The organism is Bradyrhizobium hereditatis, assembly GCF_020329435.1.
Classification (GTDB): Bacteria; Pseudomonadota; Alphaproteobacteria; order Rhizobiales; family Xanthobacteraceae; genus Bradyrhizobium; species Bradyrhizobium hereditatis.
Genome location: NZ_JAGKJK010000007.1, coordinates 182,931 through 205,652 on the forward strand (window position 1 = coordinate 182,931; position 22,722 = coordinate 205,652).

Here is a 22,722-nt window from a genome sequence, read left to right on the forward strand (position 1 = left end):
CGCCGATCTCCAACGTCTTTTTTCACAGGGAGCCCCGATGCGTTTCTGAATCAAATGCACCCCGCTTTGGAAAGGAGGAGCCCTGTTGCGTGAATTTCTCGCTTGTCAGGGCGATGTGGCGTGACGGCGAGAAAACGATCCTGGAGTTCGTCGGAAGCAACGCCCAAACGATCGAGGTGGACGAGGCGCCGGGACGAAATCTCTCGATCCGTGTCAGTCGGGTTATTGAGTCGATTGTTGCAGACTTCGGGAACCGGAACCGGCGAAGTGTCGGTCGGTTGCGAACGGGCGATGCGCATCCGGACCATTGGCATGCTCTTGCCTAGTCGCGTGAGATCAGGCCGGAGAACGGTTTTTGCTCCCTCGTCTCGCGAGGGAACCGTTGTCGTTCGCCTGATACAGGGTGAACTGTTCGCGCTGGAACATCGCTGCGCCTATCGGCAGGTGCCATTGTCGAAAGGCCTCGTCAGAAACCGGCTGCATTGCTGCTATCACGGCTCAACGCGGCGGAGCTGGCGCACTAAAGCTAATCCTAATTCCGCAAATCACTTGAGGCGAGCAGGTCTGTCGAGTTTAATGGTCTGATACGCCGTTAATTAGGTGATTCGGAGAGAAGAACATGCCCCAAGGCAAGGTGAAGATGTTTAAGGACGATAAGGGTTTCGGCTTTATAGCGCCTGATACCGGCGGTGAAGACCTATTCTTCCACGTGAGCAGCTTGTTGCCCGGTGTAACGCCCAAGCAAGGAGACCGCGTCAGCTATGAAATTGGTGTAGACCGCAGGAGTGGACGTAGTCGAGCCGAAAAGGTCGTGATCGGTTGATCATAGAGACTTGGGCTGATTCATTTCCCGGCCGCCATACGAAGGCTTTCTTATCATCGCGGGCGTTTCAAAGCGCCTCTAGCTTCTCCCACTCCATGAACCCGCAATCCCGGTCGCCCCGCAATCACGCCTTTTCATCAGGACCGAGCAAGTCATTATGATTTCGGATAGGCATTTGCGGTTACCTCGCAAGGTAAGTGGCCAGGTCTGGGCAGGCGGTGCAACATCAAGCCCCTGCTCGCGGACCAAGCGGGCGGAGGCGAGGCGGCGGTGGCGTAATTTCGATCTCCCGTCGGCCGCGCTCCCGTTACCTCGAGCCGATCGGATGCAACGTCCAATCGCGGAACGCTTCAGGTTGGATTGACTGCTTATTCACATCGACCAACCTGAATTCACTCGACTTGGCCTCGCCATATGAGGCCGATCAGATATCCATGTTGCGCAGGCGCTGGCGGTTGCGAAGCACGATCTGGCGGGCGCCGGAAAAGCCCAACACGCCTTCGTCGTTCAATTGCGACAGGGCACGTGACACCGTTTCCAGCGTAAGGCCGAGATAATCGCCGATGTCCCGGCGGCACATCGGGAGCGCCATCGTGCCGGCCACCGTAAGGCGGCGATCCATCTCCAGGAGGAAGTTGGCGACTCGTTCGATCGCGCTTTTGCGACCAAGCAGCAGGATGTGCTCCTCGGCGCGCTTGAGGTCATCAGCCGTCATGGTCCAAAGCTTGTGGGCGACACGGACGTCGGTGCCAGCCGCCTGTTCAAGGCTGCGGCGCTTCACCAGGCGCACGGTGCTGTCGATGATGGCTTCGGCGGCCAGGCGGTGCTTGGTGCCGGACTCCAGCCCGAACACGTCGCCAGGCAAATGAAACGCGCCGATTTGACGACGTCCGTCGGACAGCAGCTTGTAGGTGCGCACCGCGCCGCGAACGACTTGGTAAACATATTCCGCCGGCTCCTCCTCACCATAGATTTCCTCGTCCTTGCGGTAGGTGAACTCCGCGGCGATCAGGCCAGCATGGCCTGTGATGCCGAAAAACGGTTCGACAGGCCCAAAAGCGCCGGGAGCGGCTCGGTTGACGTTGAGGGACGGGGCAGTCGATCGAGTGAGCATGAGCCATCTCCTGTGCAGCGGATGGCGAATTCGTAAGTGGAACAAAACGGCTGGGAAATTTCGCTCCATCCCTTAAGGGCAATGCCTTACGTAGGATCCCGGAGCTGTGCCGGTTTTCAGGACGCAGAGGGCCGCTCCGTATTGATCGCGTCCCAGATATGGGAGGAAAGGCTGTCCTCGACATGCGGCTTGACCAGCACATGGCGAATACCGGCAACTGCTGCTTTGGCCGGAATGGACGCGTCGGGGTGACCGGTGATCAGGATGATAGGCGTATCGATATCGCGCCGGCGCAAGAGACCGGCAAGGTCGATGCCGCTCATGCCCGGCATCTTGTAGTCGATCACGAGGCAGTCGGCGCCGCTCATAGTCATGGCGTTCAGGAGCGCCTCGCCGCTGCGGAAAGTGCGTACACAAAAACCGTCGGCTTCCAGGAGAAAGCGCAGCGATCGGAGCACGTCGGTGTCATCATCGACGACGTAGACAAGGGGCGTTCTGCTAAGTGAGGGCATCACAGGTTTTATGCGGCTTTCTGATCAGCCATGCGGTCGATCAGAGCATCCATAAGGTCTTCCTGCGGGGCCGACTTGATCCAGCTCAATCTTTAAGCGCCCCGGCTCGCATGGCGAGGCGGACGAGTTCCGAAAGATTCGAAGCCTGCATCTTGGTCATCACGTTGGCTCGGTAGACCTCGATGGTGCGCGGGCTGATATTGTAGTCGCGTGCGATCATCTTATTGGACAGGCCAGCCACCAATCCCTCCATCACCTGCCGCTCGCGCGGGCTCAGCGAGGCGACCCGCGCGGCGATGTCCTGCGTCATTGCCTCGTCGCGGGCGCCGGCTTCAGCCTGCCGGAGCGCGGCGTCGATCATCGCAACCAGGCGGTCATCCTCGAACGGCTTCTCCAGGAAATCGACCGCACCGAGTTTCATCGCCTCGACGGCGAGGGGGACGTCGCCATGGCCGGTCATGATGATGACGGCCAAGGAGGCGCGGCTCACCTTCAGGCGCTTTAGCAACTCGACGCCATCGATGCCGGGCATGCGGACATCCGAGACCACACAGCCGAATTCGATGCTGGAAAGGTGATCGAGGAATTTCTGCGCAGTCTCGAATAGACTGACATCAAAGTCCGCGGAATCGAGCAAGAAGTGCAGCGAGTCACGCATCGCCTCATCATCGTCGATGACGTAGACATTTCCTCTAGTTGCCATCAGTCAAAATCTCGTTGGGTGCAGCCGGCAGAGTGAAGCGAAACGTCGCGCCGAATGCGTGATTGGATTCGGCCCACATCCTGCCGCCATGGGCCTCGATGATGGAGCGGCTGATCGACAGCCCGACTCCCATGCCGGTTTCTTTGGTCGTAAAGAAGGTCTGGAACAGGTGCTTCTCCACATCTTCGGGGAATCCGTGACCGGTGTCGAACACCGAGACTTCTGTCATATCGTCGTCGATCGGCCGGTTAGAGACGATGAGCTCGCGCCGTGCGGACTGGGCCATGGCTTCCAGCGCGTTACGAAACAGATTGACCAGCACCTGCTGGATCTGAACGCGGTCGACCAGGACATGGTCATGCTGCGGGTCCAGGCTGAAGCGGATCCGCACGTCCTGTTCGCGCGCACCGGCCAGGCCAAGCGCGCCGGCTTCTTCAACCATCTTCGAAAGGCTCTCGACGCGCTTTTCGGATTCGCCGCGGGCGACGAAATCGCGCAGCCGCCGGATGATCTGCCCGGCGCGGATCGCCTGTTCCGCCGCGCGAGCCATCGCGTTCTCGATTCTTGCGCGGTTCGGATCGGGGCTCGTGGCAAGCAGCCGGCGCGAGCCCTTCACGTAGTTGCTGATGGCAGCAAGCGGCTGGTTAAGCTCATGTGCCAATGCAGAACCCATCTCTCCCATCGCGCTCAGCCGTGACATGTGGACGAGCTCCGACTGCAGTTCCTGCAGCCGCGCCTGGGTCTGCTGATGCTCGGTGAGGTCACGGACGAAGCCGGTAAAATAGGGCATGCCGCCGGATTGCATCTCGCCGATCGACAGGTGCATCGGGAAGGTGGTACCGTCCTTTCGCTGACCGGTGACGATGCGGCCGATGCCGATGATGTGCCGTTCGCCGGTGGCGACGTATCGTGCCATATAGCCGTCATGGCGTGAACGGTCGGGCTCGGGCATCAGGATGCTGACATTCTGCCCGATTGCCTCGCTCTGGAGGTAGCCGAACTGGCGTTCCGCCGCGCTCGAGAAGAACTGCATGATGCCGAGGCCGTTGATGACGATCATCGCGTCCGGAATGGTCTCCAGTATCAATTGCAGGTGCCTTTCGCGCGTGCGCAGGTCCTCCTCGAGCCGCTTCTCCTCGTCGAGGTCGAGCACGACCCCGGAAAGGTGGGACGGAATGCCATCCTTGTCCCTGATGACGCTGCCGCGGGCGCGGACCCAATGGCTGCCGCCGTCCTCGGGTCTTAACCGGTAGGAGAGGTCAAACGAGGCGCCGGTCTCGAGTGAACGGGAGATCGCCTGCTCGGTTCGCTCGCGGTCCTCAGGCTCGAGCAGCGAAAGGAACAGATCGTAGCTGACCGCAGCGGCATTGGAAACGCCGAACAGTTTTCGCGCGGTATTCGACCAGAACAACTCTCTGGTGGACAGGTCCATATCCCAGCCGCCGACGCCAGCGCCGTCGGCACCCAGCCGAAAGCGCTGATCGTGGCTGCCGTCGTCACACGGGAAGGGCGCCATGCCGCTCAATTGTCCTTTTCCAATTCCGGAGCGCGGATTCGGTTGAGATTTTCCCGATTATGGGCCGAATGCCCGGCCCTACTCAAGGGCGAGAAAATTTGTACGATCGCGCTGATTTCATCCGTTTGACCTTGCTCAATGTGCGCGGCCGCCCCGCGTGCTTGAAGTGGCGCCGTCGACAGCGAGGATTTCGCCTTGTACAAGTTTATCGAGCAGACGGTTGCCAATTACATGACGCGCGAGCCTAGGACGGTTGCCCGCGATATGACGATGTGTGAACTCGGCGATCTTTTCGAGAAGCAAGATTTCAACGCCTATCCGGTCATGGACGAATCGCAGGTGGTCGGCGTCATCTCGAAGTTTGACTACCTGTCCTGCTTCGTTTTCACGCCGCCGCGCATCATCCCGCGCTACCGCGACCTGATGCAGCGGGCCGCCGTTGATCTGATGACAGCGGAATTCATTTATGTCGCTCCCGAAACTAGGCTGACCCGCGTGCTGGAGCTGATGGTCAACCACCGACTCCGCAGCATGCCAGTGCTCGACAACGAGCAGCGGCTTGCCGGCATTATTTCGCGGAAGGACGTGATGCGGGCGCTGCAGGATTGCGCCGCGGCGGACGCTGACCGAGTCTGATCGCAGCAGTGCCGCGTATGACCGGCAGTCGCTTGAGGTCAATGAGTTGAGCAGCGTTCGGATCGGGCGCGCCATCCTCCGAACTATCCCGGCGGGGAATGTGGGCCATCCGGATTGTCGTCTTGAACTGCGACGTCTGGTGGAGCATTGGTTCGTATGGGTCTATAGCGGCCTGCCCTCTCCGGGGGCCAGGAGTTCAGTCGATTCCGAGCAACGTAGCCAAACGTTAGCGCTCCGGTGAGCACGAATCGGGTGCTCGCCAGGCATGCTTGATCGGTCGTTTCTCCCAAGAGGTGCTGCGCTGTCGATTTATCCAGTACAACACCAGGGTGACTGGAACCACCGGTAGCATAGCCTCGAAAGGATAGTCGCGCACTGGCCGGTGACTCCAACACGAAATCCGAGATTGGATTGATCCGGGCAATCCAAACCAACACAACTTCCACAATTCGGATTTGTGAGGTGAATGGCACTGCCGCCTTCCTTGCTCCTCGCGGACCCGGCAGGGCGGCGACGCGATCAGACCGTCGATCGAGGCATATTCGCCGGGAGCGAACGCTCGTCCTTGAATGAATCGGACTTCGTGGGGGCCGGCGGAGTGAGGAATCATAGTGCAACACCAGCCGCCTCCTTGACGGCGAACGAGTTGGCCGAGCGCGTTTGCCTCATAGGGCCGCAGTCTTGCGAAGCGGCACGCTGCGCGGCGGGCCCGCCAGAGTTTGGCGTCGATCCTGAAGTCATCGTCCAGCGGCGCAACGATCACATGGCCCGTGCCCTCACCGCCTTCGGGGTGACCCGACTGTCGCCCAGGCTCCAGCCGGATGTTGCGAAAACTGCGATGGGAGGGAGGATCAAGGATCGGCTTCAGGGAGGGTTTCTTCGTGGCGATCTTGCTCTGTTCAACAGGCAGCTTAAGTGGGATCTTTAAGTGGGAGCTGGCTAGCTGCGGGCTTGGTCAGGCCTTGATAATGATGCTGACCAGCGGCACGAGCAGGCTGACCGTCCGTTCAAGGGATGGTGCAGCAGGCCCGAGACCCACGATAGCGGGGCGCCTCGATCTGGAGCGCGTCAAGGGAGGTACCGTGGATCTCATTGGCAAGCTCGAGCTCGCGCCCTTAACGACCTCCGCGGGGCGCGGAACGACGCAGCCTCAGGGCTTCTCCGGCGATTGATCTGCATCAACAACATCTCATCCCTACGGACGCTACACTGCATCGACCCGCAGGGAAACGCGCCCATGAGGCGCCTGCAGGCGGCAATCGGAGGGACGTGTGAAGATTTCGGTTTTGGGGGAAGGAATGCATTTTCGATCGTGTCACGATTGCACGGCGAGGGGCTTTGCCATCTGCGCAGCGCTCGACAAGACTGAATTGCGCGAATTGGCGCAGCTGTCGCGGCATGTTCGTTTCGAATCAGGCGCCACCGTGTTCGCACAGGCAAACATAGCAACGTCGTTCTTCAGCGTGCATGCGGGTACCCTGCGCCTCTACAAGCTGTTGCCGGACAGTCGGCGGCAGATCGTCGGTTTTGCATTGCCAGGCGATTTCCTCGGGCTCCCCGGCTTGCCGCACCACGAATTCTCCGCTGACGCGGTCGGCCGTGTCACGCTGTGTCAGTTCCCCAAGGAGTCATTCGCGACATTCGCCGAGAAACGGCCGCAGTTGCTGCGCCGCATGGTCGAATTGGCGGGCCACGAGCTGGCCCGGGCACACGAACATATGGTCTTGCTCGGACGGCGCTCCGCCGAAGAGAAGATAGCGAGCTTCCTGATCGGCTGGCGCGACCGACTGAGTGGAATTGGACGTGGCGGAGAAATTCTGCCGCTGCCGATGAAAAGGCTGGACATCGCGGATCATCTGGGGCTCACCATCGAGACGGTGAGCCGCACCTTCTCGAAGCTCGAACGTGATGGTGTGATCCAAACCTTTGCGAGTGGCGTCGTCCTGTTGGATGCCCCGCGCGCCGAAGCGTTGTCTGCGGGCGTAAGTTGAAGCGCGTCGCGTAGGGTTCTTTTGTCCTGGTTTGATCAAGGTCAAAGACGTCTCTGTTGAAACGGCGTTATATCCGCATCAGCTTTAATGGAGGTCGTCATGCCCGCCGATGCGCTCTTGGTTTCCGCAGCCGTCATCTCGGTCTTCATGATTTTCGCCGCTGCTCTTGCTTGGGCCAGTGTCCAATCACCAAGGTCGCATCAGGCAACACCGGGAGCGCGCAAGCGTCGTCCATTCTGATTCCTTCAGGCAGCTGCTGGAGCTGGTGCAAAACGCTCGCCGGCCGCAGGGGTAGCTGACGGGTTGATCTCAATCAAGGACAACACAGCGAGACCCGGGCTGACGGGGCAGGCGTCCATGCAAAGAGAATCACACATGCAGCAATCTCAATGCACGAAATGGATGACTCACGGCGAAGCCGGGCTGATGCTATTCTTCTCGATGGCGGCCTTCGTCTGCGCGTTCGCAGCCGCCAAGGCGCTGGACGCGCCGTTCGCGTTTCATGCTTCGCTCGCTGCCGTGGCAAGCGGCGTCGCCTCCTTCGCCATCATGAATCGGTATCTCGACCGCCCCGCGTCGTTGCCGCCGGAGGAGATCAACGGGAAGCCGAACTATAATGTCGGTCCGATCAAGTTTGCTTCCTTCATGGCGATGTTCTGGGGCATCGCCGGCTTCGCCGTCGGGCTCTTGATCGCATCGCAGCTCGCCTGGCCGGCGCTGAACTTCGATCTACCGTGGACCAGCTTCGGCCGGCTCCGGCCGCTGCACACCTCGGCGGTGATCTTCGCCTTCGGTGGCAACGTGCTGATCGCGACCTCGTTCTATGTGGTGCAGCGGACCTGCCGGACGCGGCTCGTGGGCGATCTCGCGCCATGGTTCGTCGTGCTCGGCTACAACTTCTTCATTTTGATCGCGGGCACCGGCTATCTACTTGGCGTGACGCAATCCAAGGAATATGCCGAGCCCGAATGGTACGCCGATCTGTGGCTAACGATCGTCTGGGTCGTCTATCTCGTCGTGTTCGTGATGACGCTGGTGAAGCGCAAGGAGCCGCACATCTTTGTCGCCAACTGGTTTTATCTCGCCTTCATCGTCACCATCGCCGTGCTGCATCTCGGCAATAACCCGGCGCTGCCGGTCTCGGTGTTCGGCTCGAAGTCCTACATCGCCTGGGGCGGTGTGCAGGATGCGATGTTCCAGTGGTGGTACGGGCATAACGCGGTCGGCTTCTTCCTGACGGCCGGCTTCCTCGCCATCATGTACTACTTCATCCCGAAACGCGCCGAGCGGCCGGTCTATTCCTATCGACTGTCGATCATTCACTTCTGGGCCCTGATCTTTCTCTACATCTGGGCCGGCCCGCACCATCTGCACCACACGGCGCTGCCGGATTGGACGCAGACGCTCGGCATGACCTTCTCGATCATGTTGTGGATGCCGTCCTGGGGCGGCATGATCAATGGCCTGATGACGCTGTCCGGCGCCTGGGACAAGCTCCGCACCGATCCCGTGCTGCGCATGCTCGTGGTGTCGGTCGCCTTCTACGGCATGTCGACCTTCGAAGGGCCGATGATGTCAATCAAGGTCGTGAACTCGCTGAGCCACTATACCGACTGGACCATCGGCCATGTGCATTCCGGCGCGCTGGGCTGGGTCGGCTTCGTTTCCTTTGGCGCGCTGTACTGCCTGATTCCATGGCTATGGGATCGCAAGGGTCTCTACAGCTTGAAGCTGGTCAACTGGCACTTCTGGACCGCCACCATCGGCATCGTGCTCTACATCTCCGCGATGTGGGTCTCCGGAATTCTGCAGGGCCTGATGTGGCGTGCCTACACCTCGCTCGGCTTTCTCGAATATTCTTTCCTCGAGACGGTGGAAGCGATGCACCCGTTCTACGTTATCCGTGCCGCCGGCGGCGCGCTGTTCCTGATTGGCGCGCTGATCATGGCCTATAATCTATGGATGACGGTGCGGGCAAGCGAGGCGGATGTCGGCACAGAGCTCGCGTTGCAGGCGGCGGAATAAGGAGCGATCGGATGTCCTTCTGGACCCGCCATCAAATCTTCGAGAAGAATTCGGTCATCCTGATCGCGGGCATTCTGGTTGTGATTGCGATCGGCGGCCTGGTCGAGATCACGCCGTTGTTCTACCTGAAAAGCACGATCGAGGTGGTCGATGGCGTCAGGCCCTACACACCGCTCGAACTAGCTGGCCGCAATATCTATGTCCGCGAGGGCTGCTATCTCTGCCACTCGCAGATGGTCCGGCCGCTCCGCGATGAGGTTGAGCGCTATGGCCACTTCTCGCTGGCTGCCGAGAGCATGTACGACCATCCATTCCAGTGGGGTTCGAAGCGCACTGGGCCGGATCTCGCGCGGGTCGGCGCAAAGTATTCCGATGAGTGGCACGTCACTCACCTAACCAATCCGCGCGCCATTGTGCCGCAGTCGGTGATGCCGGGCTATCCGTTCCTCGCCCAGACCGAGGTCGACACCGCTGTTGTCGCCGATAACCTCAAGGCCAGCCGCGTCGTTGGCGTGCCCTATTCGGACGAGCAAATCAGGAACGCGGTCGCCGACCTGAAGGCGCAGGCCGATCCGGACAATGTCGGCACCGATGCGCTCGCGAAGCGCTATCCAAAAGCTGTGATCCGCAATTTCGACAGCAAGGCCGGTGCGCCGACCGAGATGGATGCGCTGGTCGCATATCTGCAGATGCTCGGCACGCTGGTCGACTTCAAGCTCTACAACGAAAAGGCCAATCTTCGCTGAGAGGCAGGACGATGAAAGCAATCTTGACCGTGCACAACATCGCGTCGGACCTCGTCACCAGCGTGTGGACGCCGGTCTTCGTCGGCCTGTTCATTGCGATCGTGATCTACGCGCTTTGGCCGCGCAACCAGGCGGTTTTCGACCAGGCATCTCGGATGCCGTTGCGGGAGGACTGAGAGGTCATGGCGGAAAGCGAACTCGACAAGGTTTCCGGCAAGACCACCACCGGTCACCAGTGGGACGGCATCAAGGAACTCAATACACCGCTGCCGCGCTGGTGGCTGATCACCTTCTACGCCACCATACTGTGGGCGATGGGCTATTGGGTTGTGTACCCGGCTTGGCCGCTTCTGTGGAGCTACACCAGGGGCGCGCTCAACTATTCGACGCGCGCCGCGGTCGCCGTCGAGCTTGCCAATCTGGAAAAGATCCGCGGCGACAAGATGATTGCGCTGGGTGCGGCTTCGCTCGCCGATATCGAAAAGGATCCGGCGCTGTTGGCGCTGGCGCGCGCTCGCGGCAAGGCCGCGTTCGGCGACAATTGCGCGCCTTGCCACGGCTCGGGCGGCGCCGGCGCAAAAGGCTATCCCAACCTGAACGATGACGACTGGTTGTGGGGCGGCTCGCTCGACCAGATTGTGCAGACCATCCAGTTCGGCGCGCGCTCGGGTCACACCAAGACCCATGAGGGGGCGATGCTCGCCTTCGGCAAGGATGGCATCTTGAAGCCGGACGAGATTGGCACGGTCGCCAACTATGTGCGCTCGCTCTCGGGCTTGTCGACGCGCCAGGGTTACGATGTCGCCGCCGGCGCAAAAATTTTCGTCGAGAATTGCACGAGCTGTCATGGTGAGGCGGGCAAGGGCAACCAGGAGCTCGGCGCGCCCAATCTCACTGACAAGATCTGGCTCTACGGATCGGATGAGGCGACCCTGATTGAGACCATCACGATTGGTCGGGCCGGCGTGATGCCGGCGTGGGTGGGCCGGCTTGATCCCTCCACCATCAAGGCGCTGGCGGTCTACGTCCACACGCTCGGCGGCGGCAAGTAGCGGAGCAAAGGGAAGCGGCGTTGGGTTTGCGCTGGATCAACCTGGCAGAGAGGAGGAGACTAGGAGAGCGCGGGCCCATGAACAAGATCGTCCAAATAAAACCCGACCAAGTCCAAGATGTTGGGTCGCTTTACGCGGCCCGCAAGAAGGTCTACCCGCAGAGTGTTTTCGGGACTTTCCGTCGGATTAAATGGGGCCTGATGGCGTTCTGCCTGGGCGTCTACTACGTGTTGCCTTTCGTGCGCTGGAATCGCGGCCTTGGCGCCCCAGATCAGGCGGTGCTGATCGATCTGCCGAACAGTCGCTTCTATTTCTTTTTTATCGAGCTGTGGCCGCAGGAGGTCTATTACTTCACCGGCCTCCTCATCATCGCCGCGCTCACACTATTCCTGATGAATTCGGTCGGCGGCCGCATCTGGTGCGGCTATCTCTGCCCGCAAACGGTCTGGACCGACCTGTTCTATGCGGTAGAGCGCCTGATCGAGGGCGACCGGCGCGAGCGCATGAGGAAGGCGGCTTCCGCCGATCCCCTAAAACTCGAGCGCATCTCCGAAATCATGCTCAAGCATTCGATCTGGCTCTTGATCGCCTGGTGGACGGGCGGCGGCTGGGTGCTCTATTTCACCGATGCGCCGACGCTGGTGAAGGAGCTCGTCACCTTCCAGGCGCCGGCGATCGCCTATATCTGGATCGCAATCCTCACCGCGACAACCTATCTGCTCGCTGGCTTCATGCGCGAGCAGGTCTGCGTCTACATGTGCCCCTGGCCACGTATCCAGGCGGCGCTGACCGATGAGTGGGCGCTGAACGTCACCTATCGCTACGACCGCGGCGAAAAGCGCAGGTCGGTAAAGAAGGCGAACGAGCTGCGGGCGCTCGGCCTGCCTGCCGGCGACTGCGTCAATTGCTATCAATGCGTGGCGGCCTGCCCGACCGGCATCGATATCCGCAATGGCCCGCAGATCGATTGCATCCAGTGCGGCCTGTGCATCGACGCATGCGACAACGTGATGAAGAAGATCGGTCGGCCGACTCGGCTGATCGGCTACGACAATGACATTAACATCCAGCGCCGGATGGCCGGCAAGCCGCCGATCTACGGTATCGTGCGGCCACGCACGATCATCTACACCGCGCTGATCGCACTCGTCGGTGGGATCATGCTGTATGCGCTGCTCACCCGTTCGCTGCTCGACATCAACGTGCTGCACGATCGCAACCCGGTTGCTGTGAAGCTCAGCGACGGCTCGATCCGCAACGCCTACACGGTCCGTTTCCTCAACAAGCGCAGTCTTGACCGCGTGGTGACGATCGATGTCGATGGTCCGCCGTATGCTGTGCTGCACGTCGTGGGCGACGATTCGATCATACCTGATAGGCCGATGGTCGTGCTCGGACGCGACGGCACCACGGAATTGCGCGTGCTGGTGACCGCCCCATCTGAGAAGAACTCCGAAAGATCGATCCCGATCAAATTCCGGATCACCGATATCGGTCTAGGCGAGGTCGCTTCCGCGATCGACAATTTCGTCTTGCCATGAGAACAAGTGGAGCTGTCGTGAACAGAGCCAGTGCATCGCCAAAGCCGCTCACCGGTCGCAAGGTGCTTTTCATGCTGCTTGCGTTCTTTGGCGTCGTCATCGGCGTCAACCTCACCATAATAAGTCTTGCTTCCATGACGCTGCCCGGCACTGACGTCGAAAGCGCCTATGCGGCGAGCCTTGCCTATGAGAAGGAGATCGCCGCCGCACGCGAGCAGGATGTGCGCAGCTGGAAGGTGGACGCGCATCTTGCGCGCAGTGCGGACGGCGACACCGCGCTGGAAGTCAAGGCACGCGACGGGAGCGGAAAGGCGCTGACCGGACTAAAGTTCACCGGTCGCCTAGAACGGCCGACCGATCGGCGGGCGGACCGGGTGATCGCGCTGTCGGAGGTGACGGGCGGCGTTTATCGGGGCAGCGGCGGCGCGGTCGGGCCGGGACAATGGAATCTGGTGCTGGAAAGCGAAGCCGACGGCCGGCGTCTGTTCATGTCTAGGAACCGCGTGGTACTGAACTAAGGGAACTCTTCATGCAGGCGACGCGGGACTTTTCGCATTATGTCAAGCATCTCGGCTCCGGACTGGCGCATATTGATCTCGCGGTCGAAGGCGTCAGCTGCGCCGGCTGCATCTCGAAGATCGAGCGAGGCCTTTCAGCCATCCCGGACGTGACGCTGGCGCGCGTCAACCTGACCGACCGCCGTGTCGCGCTGGAGTGGAAGGAGGGCGCGCTCGATCCGGCGCGCTTCATTGATCGCCTGGCCGAGCTCGGCTACAAGGCCTATCCGTTCGAGGCTGTCACCGCCGAAGCAGTAGAGGCCGAGAACTCCCGCTTCCTGCTACGCTGCCTGGGTGTTGCGGCATTCGCGACCATGAACGTCATGATGCTGTCGATCCCGGTGTGGTCCGGCAATGTCAGCGATATGCTGCCGGAGCAGCGAGATTTCTTCCACTGGATCTCGGCGCTGATCGCGCTGCCCGCGGCAGCCTATGCCGGCCAGCCTTTCTTTCGCTCGGCGTTCAACGCGCTGCGCACTGGCAACGTCAACATGGATGTGCCGATCAGCATCGGCGTGATCCTGGCGCTTGCGACCTCGATCGTCGAGACCATCGGCCATGCCGAGCACGCCTATTTCGACGCCCCGATTATGCTGCTCACCTTTCTCCTGGTCGGGCGATACCTTGACCAGAACATGCGGCGGCGGACCCGCGCGGTGGCCGGCAATCTCGCCGCGCTGAAAGCCGAGACGGCGACCAAATTCGTCGGTCCAGACGAGATATCCGTGGTGCCGGCCGCGGCGGTCATGGCCGGCGACATTGTGCTGCTGCGGCCGGGCGAGCGTTCGGCGATAGATGGCATTGTCATCGAAGGCAGGTCGGAGATCGACCAGAGTTTGATCACGGGTGAAACGCTGCACGCGGCGGTCGAGCCCGGCAGCGAGGTCTATGCCGGCTCTCTCAACGTTTCCGGGTCCTTGCGCATCCGTGTCTCGGCCGCTTCCGAAGGCACCCTGCTTGCGGAAATCCAGCGGCTGCTTGACCATGCCGTGCAGGTGCGCTCGCGCTATGTGCAGCTCGCCGACCGTGCCTCGCGCCTCTACGCACCGGTGGTCCATGCGACCGCTTTCCTGACCATGACCGGCTGGTTGATCGCCGGCGCAAGCTTCCATGACTCCATCATCACCGCGATCACGGTGCTGATCATCACCTGTCCCTGTGCGCTTGGGCTTGCCATCCCGACGGTGCAGACGGTGGCGTCGGGAGCAATGTTCCGCGCCGGCGTGCTGCTGAATTCGGGCGACGCGATCGAGCGTGTCGTTGCGGTCGATCGTATCATCTTCGACAAGACGGGAACGCTAACGTTGCCTGAGTTCGATGTGGTGAACTCGGCGGCTGTTCCTGCCGACGTGGTTGAGCTCGCGGGCCGGCTTGCGTTGGCAAGCCATCACCCCGTCGCCGCTGCGCTGGCGCGTGCGGCCGGTGCGAAATCGCCGCTGCCCGGGATCACGGAACAGCCGGGGCAGGGCGTTCGCGGCATTCTTAAAGGTGAAGAGGTGAGGCTTGGAAGTCCAACTTTCTGCAAGGCCGATGGTCTCGCGAACGAAATCCTAAGCCGCGATCCCGAGGCTTCCGTCGTTGCCTTCGCGCGTGGCGAGAAACGTTATGTGTTTGCGGTCTGCCAAAGCATGCGGCCGGACGCGCGCGCGGTCATCGCGGCGCTTCAGAAGCGTGGCGTGGCGGTAGAAATTATTTCCGGTGACCGCGAGCCGGCGGTGCGCGCCGCGGCTGAGATGCTTCAAATCCCCGAATGGCGCGCCGGCGTCACGCCCGCCGACAAGATCGCCCGGATCGAGGAACTGAAGCGGCAGGGCTTTAAAGTCATGATGGTCGGCGATGGGCTCAACGATGCGCCATCGCTGGCGGCGGCGCATGTCTCGATGTCGCCGATCTCGGCGGCGCATTTGAGCCAGGCGACGGCCGATCTCGTTTTCCTCGGCAACCGCCTCGCGCCGGTGATTGCCTCGCTAGACCATTCGCGGAAAGCGCTGCACCTGATGCGGCAAAACCTCTATCTCGCCCTTGGCTACAATTTCCTCGCCGTGCCGATTGCTATTCTGGGCTTCGTAACGCCCCCGATCGCGGCTGCCGCAATGTCGGGCTCATCGATTCTGGTGATGCTGAATGCACTGCGGGGCCGCCATGTCCCGCAGGAGACTCTGTGATGGAAGTGATCGTGTTCCTGGTGCCGCTGGCGCTCTTACTCGGACTGTTCGGGCTGCTCGGATTTCTGTGGTCATTGAAGAACGGCCAGTATGACGATCTGGATGGCGCGGCCTGGCGGGCGATTTCTGACGACGACGGAACGCCGGCTCGCCCCGTCGAGCTGAGGTCGGAATCGCGACCGTAACGCCTCACCGTAACGCCTTGTCGTCGCGCGTCCCGGAATGCTTCCAATTTTGATCTGACGCAATACGGTCGGCTATTTCGCCCCGCATACTTGACGTGCTCAAACCGTACCGGAAGGGTACTATGGCAAGAACGGAATCCATCGGCGGTAGGCTCATGGGCAAGTTGTCGGAGTGGCTCGGCCGGCTCGGTGATACCGCCGAGCTCCGCGCCCTTGGAGCCGCCAAGCTCGATTGCATCGCGCGCGACGTTCGCGTCTCACGGACCGAGCTCGAAACCCTCACTTACCAAGGGCGGCGCGGCGCTGATGAGCTGTCGGGACTACTCAAGGCGCTCGGCATCGACGAGAGGGCCATTGCGCGCAAGGAGCCGGGCGTGCTGCGCGACATGACGCTGGTATGTGCATTGTGCGCCGAAAAGATCCGATGCAACCGCGAGATAGAGGCGGAAACAACGGCGCAGCACCTTCATGAATACTGCGCCAACAGCTACACGATCGATGCGCTCCGGACGAAGCCAAAGCCAGATGCGATGGATCTCCTTCGTGGTCCGAGCTGCTGCTGACAAGCTACAATGGTCTAAGCGCCTCTCAGCCTTTAAACCGCGCGACTGTGCACGCCTGTTGACCGCGAAAGGTGCGCATCAAACGCTGAGGCGACGCTACGCACCAGGAATTCCGATCCTTCGCTGACGGTTAGCCGACCTTGAGACATTGTCGCGACTCCGTCCGCTAAAAGCCGGTCCATGCGCGCGCGATCGACGACTGCTGTCCGTAGATCCCGACGATGGATGCGGGATATCTGCTCCAGGTCAACGGTCAAATCGCACATGATCCGCTCGATGATGTCAGCGCGGAAAAGATCATCCTCGGTGAAAGCATAACCCTTCACCGTGGCTAGCCGGCCCTCCGCGATGCGGTTCAAGTAGTCGCGGATGGCCACCACATTTTGGACAAAGCCGTGCGGCATCCGGCCGATCGCGCTCGCCCCGAGGCCGATGAGTGTGTCAGAGCCGTCATCGGTGTAGCCCTGGAAATTGCGCCGCAATCGGCCATCGCGCTGCGCCGTCGCGAGCGCATCGTCTGGGAGCGCGAAATGATCCAATCCGATGCGCATATACCCCGCGTCCTGAAGGGCCTCTGCGATGGTCTCGGACTGAACGTGTCGCTCGACACTGTCAGGTAAGCTCTCCTCCGCGATATTGCGCTGATGCTTCTTGAATGAGGGGACGTGCGCGTAGCCGAAAACCGAAAGCCGGTCGGGGCGCAATTCGACGCACTTGGCAATGCTGTCTAGACAAGAGCTGACCGTCTGAAAGGGGAGACCATAGAGAAGGTCGAAGTTGATTCCCCGCACACCTGCCCGGCGAAGCCTTTCGACTGCAGCTGCCGTCTGCTCGAAGCTTTGCAATCGATTTATTGTGCGCTGCACTCTTGGGTCGAAGCTCTGAACTCCGAGGCTCGCGCGGGTGACCCCGCAGTATTTAAAAGCCTGCGTCAGGTCATTGGTCAGAGTTCGCGGATCGACCTCCACGGCAATCTCGGCATCCGGAGTTACGAAAAAGATATAGCGCAAGGCGTCAGCGAGATCGACGAGCAGTTGCGGAGCCATGATGGTCGGAGTGCCCCCGCCGAAGTGCAGATGCGCGACCGGCAGGCTTTTCTCTATCGTGTCCGCGACTAGTTGCGCCTCCCGACGCAAAGCTGCGATGAACGCGGCGATCGGCTCGTCGTGCGTGGCCACCGATGTATGGCATCCGCAGTACCAGCACATTGAGCGACAGAAAGGTATGTGAAAATAGAGCGAGACGGGTCGGTGGACCGAAACCGATCTGAGCCAACGCCGATACACCTTCTCGCCGATCGCAGAAGAGAAGTGCGGGGCTGTTGGATAGCTGGTGTACCGGGGGAGCTTGTCTTGCCCGTAGATGTCAGCCAAATCCGATCGCATATTCGAGTTCCCCCATTCCTAGCCACATAACAGGCTTGGCGCCGACTGGACTTGCGCTGGGTCAACTGGATTCCGAATTAGCCGGGCGGCTTCGGGCCCCGCTTGCCGCGGAGCTTCCACTGCACCCGACCTGCAAAGTCAATTCGCTATGATCGCTAAGCGTCCCGTCCTCATTCATCACCGTAGTCTGCTGATGTGACAGCGCAGCATGATATTGGCGGCGTCCATGATGGATGTATCATGAGATCTCTCTCCGGTATCGGTGTCAACCATTAGTAGAAGGTGAGTGGGACATGAGCATCGGCACGGTCATGGACTGAAGCATTGCTCGCTGACACTGCCGAGCACGGTTTCCTTGAGGCGCGAATGCCCGTAGCCGCCGGACGGATTCAACATGGCAGCGCGATCCCAATTGTTGACCCACATCAAAGCCGCCGGCCTTTCTTGCGTTATTTGGCAAAGATGCAGGTCACGAAGACGGGAGAGAGATTGGCATGGCACGCATTACATTGGATACGGGCAGCATCCGGGGCATCGGCGCCGTAGTTGCCCGCGGACCTGATCCGCGGGCCACCGCGTGGCCGTCACCTGTGCCGGCAACACCACAGCCGCCGGATTGGCAATGCGAAGATCGATATGGTGAGGCTGCAGCGGACGCTGAGCTTCATCGTCTTTATGGTTACCCACGACGTCAAAAGCCTCTACGACCGTGTCGCGGCGCTGGTGGACGGCAGGATTGCCGCGCTCGGCCCGCTGCAGTCAGTGCTGGCGTCCGATCACGGCGCGATGATTCCGCCAAAGGCCACGCTTGAGGGAGAGGTGGTTGGGCTTGGCGTTGCAGGAAAAACAAATGAACGAGCGCGCTAGATGCTCGAGCATTCCGCTGAACAGACGCGATCTTAGGTTCGCACCATTCACGACAGACAACGCAAGCGCCCCGAAACGCTCGCAGGAGCTAACTCCGACAGAATCGGTTCGCGCTCGCATCAAGGTAGCACCGCCGACATGGCCTGCGATAAGGAGCCCGGTGCTGGAGGCGAAAAATGCCGGATCTCAGAGCAAAACAGCCGTTTTCGGCTATCGTCCGGGCCGCGATCAGCGCTCCCGTGCGGTTCTTGATTGCGCATTCGCTTGTAGCGAGGCGGAGAAAGCTAACGTTTGAAATAGAAGAGACGCTGGATCTAACGCGCGAATTGCGAAACGCATTTAAGAGCAGAGAGCTAGGAGTTGGATTCGACGGAGGCACGCTTCGGTCGCTGACCCGCGTCATCACTCGGGTGCGGAACGACGGCAATACGGCTATCGAGGGATTCTCATTTGAGATTGAAATCCCGGGTGAGCATCACAATTGCTTAACATACATTGCAGCGCGCAGTCGCGAGCTGGATCGAGTGGCTTCCATCAGCTTCACTGGGAAAGCGGCCAGTAACAGCATGACCGGCGAGATCAGTGATTCAAAGCCAATGGGCTTGATCGTCAAGGTTATGGTTGGTAGCGTTCTAAACCGAGGGGAAATTATCAATTTGGGAATGTTTTTCGATGGCTCCCCAACCGGTTGTCTAGTGCATTGTCGCATCCCGGATACGAAAATCCGGATACGGAGCAGCGTGCACTTCTAATCGGATTGGACGCTACCGAAAGACCTATTGAAGGTGATCAATCTAGGGAACTGCACTTTTCAGCGCCGCGACGCTCTGGCGCAAGCGCTGCCTCCTGCTCACCCTGAGCGTTACCGCTGCGTCTGGCGAAGGAAGTGGACCTAATCTCGGCGACCACAATGCCGCTGGTCGCCGAGAGCATCGCCATGCATCGGGTGTTTGGCGCCGACATGGATTCGTTCGGCGTCTCCTAAAATGTGCGCGTATACTTCATCGGCGTTCCAATTTGCATTCACCGGAGGACAGGCAGATGTGTGGAAACTTGCAAGGACGTGTCTGTATGACGACCGAAAAAGCCCGACGCACTTTGCAAGAGAGGACCAAGAGGTGCGTCGGGCTGCAACCTTAAGGTTGCGGGCATCGGCACGGGTGACCATCCGTGTCCACGCCCAACATCATCTTTGCAAATGACGTGCCGCTCGAAGGCTGCCGATGATGTGCGTCTTGTCGGCCCGGGGCACGGCCGCGCGATATTCTTGGATTGAGAATAGTGTCGCAATTACCACATTGCTGAGTGAGACTTTGTCCGCCATCAAACAATCTGCGCCATGATGAGCCGGTGCCTCGCCGTTTGCGAGCCATGTCCGTGCAAGCCTTGCTGATTACCTTCGCCGCACCAGCCGTTGGCCAACGCGCCCCCTCAGCGGTCTTCCGAGATTGAAGCCCTAAACGCGCAATTGTGAGGTTTCCGCGGCGTGCCCTGGCTGATCCGTAAAAGTAGCGCAAGCCTCGCAGCGGGTCTTGCAGGTGGGAAAAGCGCCAAGGCCGCGTAAAGAAGTCGGCCACCGCGAGGTCTTGATAGAATAGATTGCTATGCGGCCAGAGCTTACGCCGGGTCATCAGAGCGTCCGGCACGAACGACGCGACTTAGATTAAGGCCGCTGAACGCATGTCTTTATGTATCAACAGTATAGATGTATCCCATCAAAACAATCGATTTCACCAATTTTACGGAATACTGCATAGAAAAAGCGCATAGGCTGGTGCAGATGGCGCGCACACTCGGCGGATTTTCGTCGTGGATGACGATCAATCGATGGGTGAAGCATTGACGGATAGCCTCTTTTCCGTGGGTTTATCTCAGAAGCATGATCTTTGGCGACCGTCCTAAGATTACGTGAAGGGAAGAACTGACGCCGTTGTTGATCTTGCCGCGAGCGTTGGGCCGAATTCCCTGAAGAGAGCAGAAGGAAGCGAAACCAGATTTCTTTGGAACGGATATCGGCCTTCCCGTGGCTAAAGTTAACGGCGAATGCCCTCGCCGTAAATGAACCGTCGGCACCCTCCCTCTGCCGACGGAAGCTGGTGCGATGTGTAGCAGCGTCGCTCCTCCCAGACTGACTTCGGCCCGGCCGCCGAAAGGCGGGCGGGCATTTTTTCTATGGCGAGTATTGAGCGCCGGCTTGCAGATCTTGAATTTGATCTAACTCACACCCATAAATTCAGTGGTTGGCCGCGTCCTCGCACCAATCCATCGCTAAATCAGAACGGCCCATCGGATTAGTTGATGTCTGTCACCGGCCTATTACTTCGCAACGATACTGGGCCGGCAGAAAAGCGTTTTGAAGGACAGGCATGGCATTACCAGTTGTGGCCTCGCATAGCTGAAGTGGCGACCGGTATTATTCTTTCCCGTCGAATTGCGAGCACATTGATCGATCGTCGTGCGAGCGTACTCTGTAGATGGCTGTGGGTGCCTTCTCACGCGCTCTACCCATCATTGCTGGGCGATCGATGTCGGTTAGCGCCTAGCTTTAAGCGCGAGGCCAACCGGTTTCGGCGGCAGCCAGCAACAGGGGCAGCATCGATCGCGCCGATCCGGGGCCTCAACCCGAACGAGTTTCTCGCTTCTTAGCTGCGCACGGAGTATTGCGAGCGAACACAGACGTCCGGAACGGGAAATTCTCCCTCTCTCTGGAAAAACATCGCAGTCCGGGTCTGCAGTGCCAAACAAACCAGTGTGGGGCCAATATCTAGCCGAGAAAAATCTAACGTTGCCCTTCGGCCAATCGCCAGGTCGTTAGCATCATGATGCATCGCGACCAGCATCCTGGTTGGTTGACCTACACGACGTTGAGGCGCGACGAAAGCTCCGGATGGAAACTTGAAATTCTGGGCGCTAGCGTCGAGTGGTAAATTCCTTTGCCGATCGCCGATATTCCCAGTTGGCGCGCTCAAGCTCGGGTCGATCAAACTCTTTCTGGGGATAGCCGACGCAGAGATAGCCGATGAACTTCCAGGTCTCCGGCACTTCAAGAACCTCGCGGATGCGAGCCGGGTTAAGGATCGATACCCAGCCAAGTCCGATGCCGTCGGCACGTGCGGCGAGCCACATGCAGCAGATGGCGGCGGCGACGGAGTATTCGACCGTATCCGGCATGGTTGCACGCCCGAGGCGGTGCCCCATATCGTTCGTTTTGTCCGCAAACACGGCCAGGTGACCCGGGGCCTCTTCGAGGCCGGCGAGCTTGAGGCTCGCGTACCGCGCCGCGCGTTCGCCTGAATAAGAATGCAACGCATCGGCGTTGCAGGCCCTGAAATCCTCGACCACGGCACTGCGCCTTGCGCTGTCTTCGACGATCACGAACCGCCAAGGCTGGCTCAAGCCGACCGACGGGGAAAGGCAGGCGATCTCAATCAGCCGCTCCATGGCGCCGCTCGGCAGAGGATCGGGACGAAAGCGCCGCACGTCGCGGCGCCACACGAAGAGCTCGCGCAGTTGCCGGCGAAAGGCTTCATCGAAAGCGACCATCAGGGTCCTGGTTCCGTGTGGAGGAGGGCGGCTGTCATCAGCAAAACCACGATCTCGCCAATCTGTTCGAACGCACCCAATATATCACCTGTCTGTCCGCCGACCTGCCTTGTGGCAAGCCATGCCAGCACCAACCCGGCCAGTGAGAGCAAAATCACTCCGATCATCGCCTTGCTTGGCCCGGCACCGAAAACAAGGCAAAGAGCCCCGAGAGCAAATGCAATGGCGGCGCTTCGCCCCGGCGGCCGTCCGGCTCGGGCCGAAAGCCCATCCGATCGCGCTGGCGGAATCAGCCACATGAAGGCGGGCATGCCGGCGCGTGCCGCCGCATGTGCAACTGAAAGCGCCGCCGCAATTGACTTTGGCTCGGCGATCGTTTCGAGCGCGCTCCATCGCAAGATGAGCGATGCGATGAGCGCGCACGCACCGTATGTACCGATTCGGCTGTCGCGCATGATCTCGAGCTTGCGCTCGCGCGTCCGGCCGCCGCCGAGCCCGTCGGCGGTATCGGCAAGGCCGTCCTCGTGCATCGCGCCGGTGACGAGAACCGTGGCCGCCAGCGCCAGCATGGCTGCAGGGCTTGGCGTCAAGCCCACCTCACATGCGATCCAGTAGACCGCCGCACCGGCAAAGCCAACCAGCAATCCTGCCACTGGCAACGCCCAGCTCGCGCGGGCAACATCGCCATCGCCGACCGGCGTCGCCGGCCCAAGAGGCAGAAGCGTGGAGAGCGAAATGGCGATTCTCAGGTCAGCGACGATGCCCCTGAGAAGCTCGGAATGATACATGTGTCTTCAG

At 60.3% G+C, this 22,722-nt stretch carries 23 protein-coding genes; 16 read left to right on the forward strand and 7 right to left on the reverse strand.

Translation table 11 applies throughout. The annotated features are described in order from the left end of the window. The first annotated feature begins 89 nt into the window (after positions 1–89). Genes J6524_RS18080 through J6524_RS18090 form a run of 3 tightly spaced genes read left to right on the forward strand, consistent with a single transcriptional unit; the run spans position 90 to position 823 of the window. Positions 90–326 carry a hypothetical protein gene (locus tag J6524_RS18080; protein WP_225672904.1) on the forward strand — a complete coding sequence of 79 codons (237 nt, stop codon included), beginning with the start codon at positions 90–92 and terminating at the stop codon, positions 324–326. Further along, positions 313–585, forward strand: coding sequence for a Rieske 2Fe-2S domain-containing protein (locus J6524_RS37970; RefSeq protein WP_225672907.1), 273 nt, complete (start codon positions 313–315; stop codon positions 583–585). Before J6524_RS18080 ends, J6524_RS37970 begins: the two co-directional genes overlap by 14 nt. Before the next feature lie 34 nt (positions 586–619). Further along, positions 620–823, forward strand: a complete 204-nt coding sequence (locus J6524_RS18090) for a cold-shock protein (RefSeq protein WP_028348719.1) — start codon at positions 620–622, stop codon at positions 821–823. A gap of 424 nt (positions 824–1,247) precedes the next feature. Here the strand turns inward: J6524_RS18090 and J6524_RS18095 are convergent, their stop codons facing one another. The 4 genes from J6524_RS18095 to fixL form a co-directional block, all read right to left on the reverse strand. Next, positions 1,248–1,937 carry a helix-turn-helix domain-containing protein gene (locus J6524_RS18095; RefSeq protein WP_225672909.1) on the reverse strand — a complete coding sequence of 230 codons (690 nt, stop codon included), beginning with the start codon at positions 1,935–1,937 and terminating at the stop codon, positions 1,248–1,250. 116 nt (positions 1,938–2,053) lie between these two features. After that, positions 2,054–2,449, reverse strand: a complete 396-nt coding sequence (locus tag J6524_RS18100; protein ID WP_225672911.1) for a response regulator — start codon at positions 2,447–2,449, stop codon at positions 2,054–2,056. Between the two features lie 85 nt (positions 2,450–2,534). Beyond that, positions 2,535–3,152, reverse strand: a complete 618-nt coding sequence (gene fixJ, locus J6524_RS18105; protein WP_225672913.1) for a response regulator FixJ — start codon at positions 3,150–3,152, stop codon at positions 2,535–2,537. Then, positions 3,142–4,668: a sensor protein FixL gene (fixL, locus tag J6524_RS18110; protein WP_225672915.1), complete on the reverse strand. Its 1,527-nt coding sequence runs from the start codon at positions 4,666–4,668 to the stop codon at positions 3,142–3,144. Before fixL ends, fixJ begins: the two co-directional genes overlap by 11 nt. Before the next feature lie 195 nt (positions 4,669–4,863). Here fixL and J6524_RS18115 point away from each other — a divergent pair, with 195 nt between their 5' ends. From J6524_RS18115 to J6524_RS18165, 11 genes are all read left to right on the forward strand, one after another. Continuing rightward, positions 4,864–5,304 (forward strand): CBS domain-containing protein, encoded by a 441-nt coding sequence (locus J6524_RS18115; RefSeq protein WP_225672917.1) that lies wholly within the window; start codon positions 4,864–4,866, stop codon positions 5,302–5,304. 1,271 nt (positions 5,305–6,575) lie between these two features. Next, positions 6,576–7,295: a cyclic nucleotide-binding domain-containing protein gene (locus J6524_RS18120; protein ID WP_376712038.1), complete on the forward strand. Its 720-nt coding sequence runs from the start codon at positions 6,576–6,578 to the stop codon at positions 7,293–7,295. Positions 7,296–7,697: 402 nt separating this feature from the next. Beyond that, entirely contained in the window at positions 7,698–9,320 is a 1,623-nt protein-coding gene (gene ccoN / locus J6524_RS18125) for a cytochrome-c oxidase, cbb3-type subunit I (protein ID WP_225673234.1), read from the forward strand. An 11-nt stretch (positions 9,321–9,331) separates the two neighbouring features. Then, complete coding sequence (gene ccoO, locus J6524_RS18130; protein WP_225672920.1) at positions 9,332–10,066, forward strand: cytochrome-c oxidase, cbb3-type subunit II; 735 nt, start codon at positions 9,332–9,334, stop codon at positions 10,064–10,066. Between the two features lie 11 nt (positions 10,067–10,077). Further along, a complete protein-coding gene (locus J6524_RS18135) occupies positions 10,078–10,242 on the forward strand; it encodes a cbb3-type cytochrome c oxidase subunit 3 (RefSeq protein WP_225672922.1) in 165 nt (54 codons plus the stop codon). 6 nt (positions 10,243–10,248) lie between these two features. After that, positions 10,249–11,118 (forward strand): cytochrome-c oxidase, cbb3-type subunit III, encoded by an 870-nt coding sequence (gene ccoP, locus J6524_RS18140; RefSeq protein WP_225672924.1) that lies wholly within the window; start codon positions 10,249–10,251, stop codon positions 11,116–11,118. 77 nt (positions 11,119–11,195) lie between these two features. Next, positions 11,196–12,659 (forward strand): cytochrome c oxidase accessory protein CcoG, encoded by a 1,464-nt coding sequence (gene ccoG, locus J6524_RS18145; RefSeq protein WP_225672926.1) that lies wholly within the window; start codon positions 11,196–11,198, stop codon positions 12,657–12,659. Continuing rightward, entirely contained in the window at positions 12,656–13,177 is a 522-nt protein-coding gene (locus J6524_RS18150) for a FixH family protein (RefSeq protein WP_051379508.1), read from the forward strand. The genes ccoG and J6524_RS18150 overlap by 4 nt, the downstream gene beginning before the upstream one ends. An 11-nt stretch (positions 13,178–13,188) precedes the next feature. After that, positions 13,189–15,381: a heavy metal translocating P-type ATPase gene (locus tag J6524_RS18155; RefSeq protein ID WP_225672928.1), complete on the forward strand. Its 2,193-nt coding sequence runs from the start codon at positions 13,189–13,191 to the stop codon at positions 15,379–15,381. Then, positions 15,381–15,566, forward strand: a complete 186-nt coding sequence (ccoS, locus tag J6524_RS18160) for a cbb3-type cytochrome oxidase assembly protein CcoS (protein ID WP_028348734.1) — start codon at positions 15,381–15,383, stop codon at positions 15,564–15,566. Before J6524_RS18155 ends, ccoS begins: the two co-directional genes overlap by 1 nt. Positions 15,567–15,721: 155 nt before the next feature. Then, entirely contained in the window at positions 15,722–16,129 is a 408-nt protein-coding gene (locus J6524_RS18165) for a DUF6455 family protein (protein ID WP_051379509.1), read from the forward strand. Positions 16,130–16,161: 32 nt separating this feature from the next. Here J6524_RS18165 and hemN read toward each other — a convergent pair whose 3' ends face one another. After that, positions 16,162–17,514 (reverse strand): oxygen-independent coproporphyrinogen III oxidase, encoded by a 1,353-nt coding sequence (gene hemN, locus J6524_RS18170; RefSeq protein ID WP_225672930.1) that lies wholly within the window; start codon positions 17,512–17,514, stop codon positions 16,162–16,164. Positions 17,515–18,060: 546 nt separating this feature from the next. Between hemN and J6524_RS18175 the strand changes: the two genes are divergently transcribed. Together J6524_RS18175 and J6524_RS18180 are read left to right on the forward strand one after the other, a co-directional pair. After that, complete coding sequence (locus tag J6524_RS18175) at positions 18,061–18,381, forward strand: ATP-binding cassette domain-containing protein (protein WP_225672932.1); 321 nt, start codon at positions 18,061–18,063, stop codon at positions 18,379–18,381. Positions 18,382–18,557: 176 nt separating this feature from the next. Next, positions 18,558–19,133, forward strand: a complete 576-nt coding sequence (locus J6524_RS18180) for a hypothetical protein (protein WP_156908680.1) — start codon at positions 18,558–18,560, stop codon at positions 19,131–19,133. Between the two features lie 2,158 nt (positions 19,134–21,291). On the opposite strand, the gene bluB is transcribed toward J6524_RS18180, so the two are convergent. Together bluB and cobS are read right to left on the reverse strand one after the other, a co-directional pair. Continuing rightward, complete coding sequence (gene bluB, locus J6524_RS18185) at positions 21,292–21,924, reverse strand: 5,6-dimethylbenzimidazole synthase (RefSeq protein ID WP_225672934.1); 633 nt, start codon at positions 21,922–21,924, stop codon at positions 21,292–21,294. Further along, complete coding sequence (cobS, locus tag J6524_RS18190) at positions 21,924–22,712, reverse strand: adenosylcobinamide-GDP ribazoletransferase (RefSeq protein ID WP_028348738.1); 789 nt, start codon at positions 22,710–22,712, stop codon at positions 21,924–21,926. Before cobS ends, bluB begins: the two co-directional genes overlap by 1 nt. Between the last annotated feature and the right edge of the window lie 10 nt (positions 22,713–22,722).

Bases quoted from the DNA above. Each gene is read 5' to 3' on its own strand.
- J6524_RS18095 (WP_225672909.1), bottom strand. From the start codon at position 1,937: ATGCTCACTCGATCGACTGCCCCGTCCCTCAACGTCAACCGAGCCGCT.
- J6524_RS18090 (WP_028348719.1), top strand. From the start codon at position 620: ATGCCCCAAGGCAAGGTGAAGATGTTTAAGGACGATAAGGGTTTCGGC.
- J6524_RS18150 (WP_051379508.1), top strand. From the start codon at position 12,656: ATGAGAACAAGTGGAGCTGTCGTGAACAGAGCCAGTGCATCGCCAAAG.
- J6524_RS18135 (WP_225672922.1), top strand. From the start codon at position 10,078: ATGAAAGCAATCTTGACCGTGCACAACATCGCGTCGGACCTCGTCACC.
- J6524_RS18180 (WP_156908680.1), top strand. From the start codon at position 18,558: ATGCCGGATCTCAGAGCAAAACAGCCGTTTTCGGCTATCGTCCGGGCC.
- ccoG (WP_225672926.1), top strand. From the start codon at position 11,196: ATGAACAAGATCGTCCAAATAAAACCCGACCAAGTCCAAGATGTTGGG.
- ccoP (WP_225672924.1), top strand. From the start codon at position 10,249: ATGGCGGAAAGCGAACTCGACAAGGTTTCCGGCAAGACCACCACCGGT.
- ccoS (WP_028348734.1), top strand. From the start codon at position 15,381: ATGGAAGTGATCGTGTTCCTGGTGCCGCTGGCGCTCTTACTCGGACTG.
- J6524_RS18100 (WP_225672911.1), bottom strand. From the start codon at position 2,449: ATGCCCTCACTTAGCAGAACGCCCCTTGTCTACGTCGTCGATGATGAC.
- ccoO (WP_225672920.1), top strand. From the start codon at position 9,332: ATGTCCTTCTGGACCCGCCATCAAATCTTCGAGAAGAATTCGGTCATC.
- hemN (WP_225672930.1), bottom strand. From the start codon at position 17,514: ATGCGATCGGATTTGGCTGACATCTACGGGCAAGACAAGCTCCCCCGG.
- cobS (WP_028348738.1), bottom strand. From the start codon at position 22,712: ATGTATCATTCCGAGCTTCTCAGGGGCATCGTCGCTGACCTGAGAATC.
- bluB (WP_225672934.1), bottom strand. From the start codon at position 21,924: ATGGTCGCTTTCGATGAAGCCTTTCGCCGGCAACTGCGCGAGCTCTTC.
- ccoN (WP_225673234.1), top strand. From the start codon at position 7,698: ATGACTCACGGCGAAGCCGGGCTGATGCTATTCTTCTCGATGGCGGCC.
- J6524_RS37970 (WP_225672907.1), top strand. From the start codon at position 313: ATGCTCTTGCCTAGTCGCGTGAGATCAGGCCGGAGAACGGTTTTTGCT.
- J6524_RS18155 (WP_225672928.1), top strand. From the start codon at position 13,189: ATGCAGGCGACGCGGGACTTTTCGCATTATGTCAAGCATCTCGGCTCC.
- fixJ (WP_225672913.1), bottom strand. From the start codon at position 3,152: ATGGCAACTAGAGGAAATGTCTACGTCATCGACGATGATGAGGCGATG.
- fixL (WP_225672915.1), bottom strand. From the start codon at position 4,668: ATGGCGCCCTTCCCGTGTGACGACGGCAGCCACGATCAGCGCTTTCGG.
- J6524_RS18165 (WP_051379509.1), top strand. From the start codon at position 15,722: ATGGGCAAGTTGTCGGAGTGGCTCGGCCGGCTCGGTGATACCGCCGAG.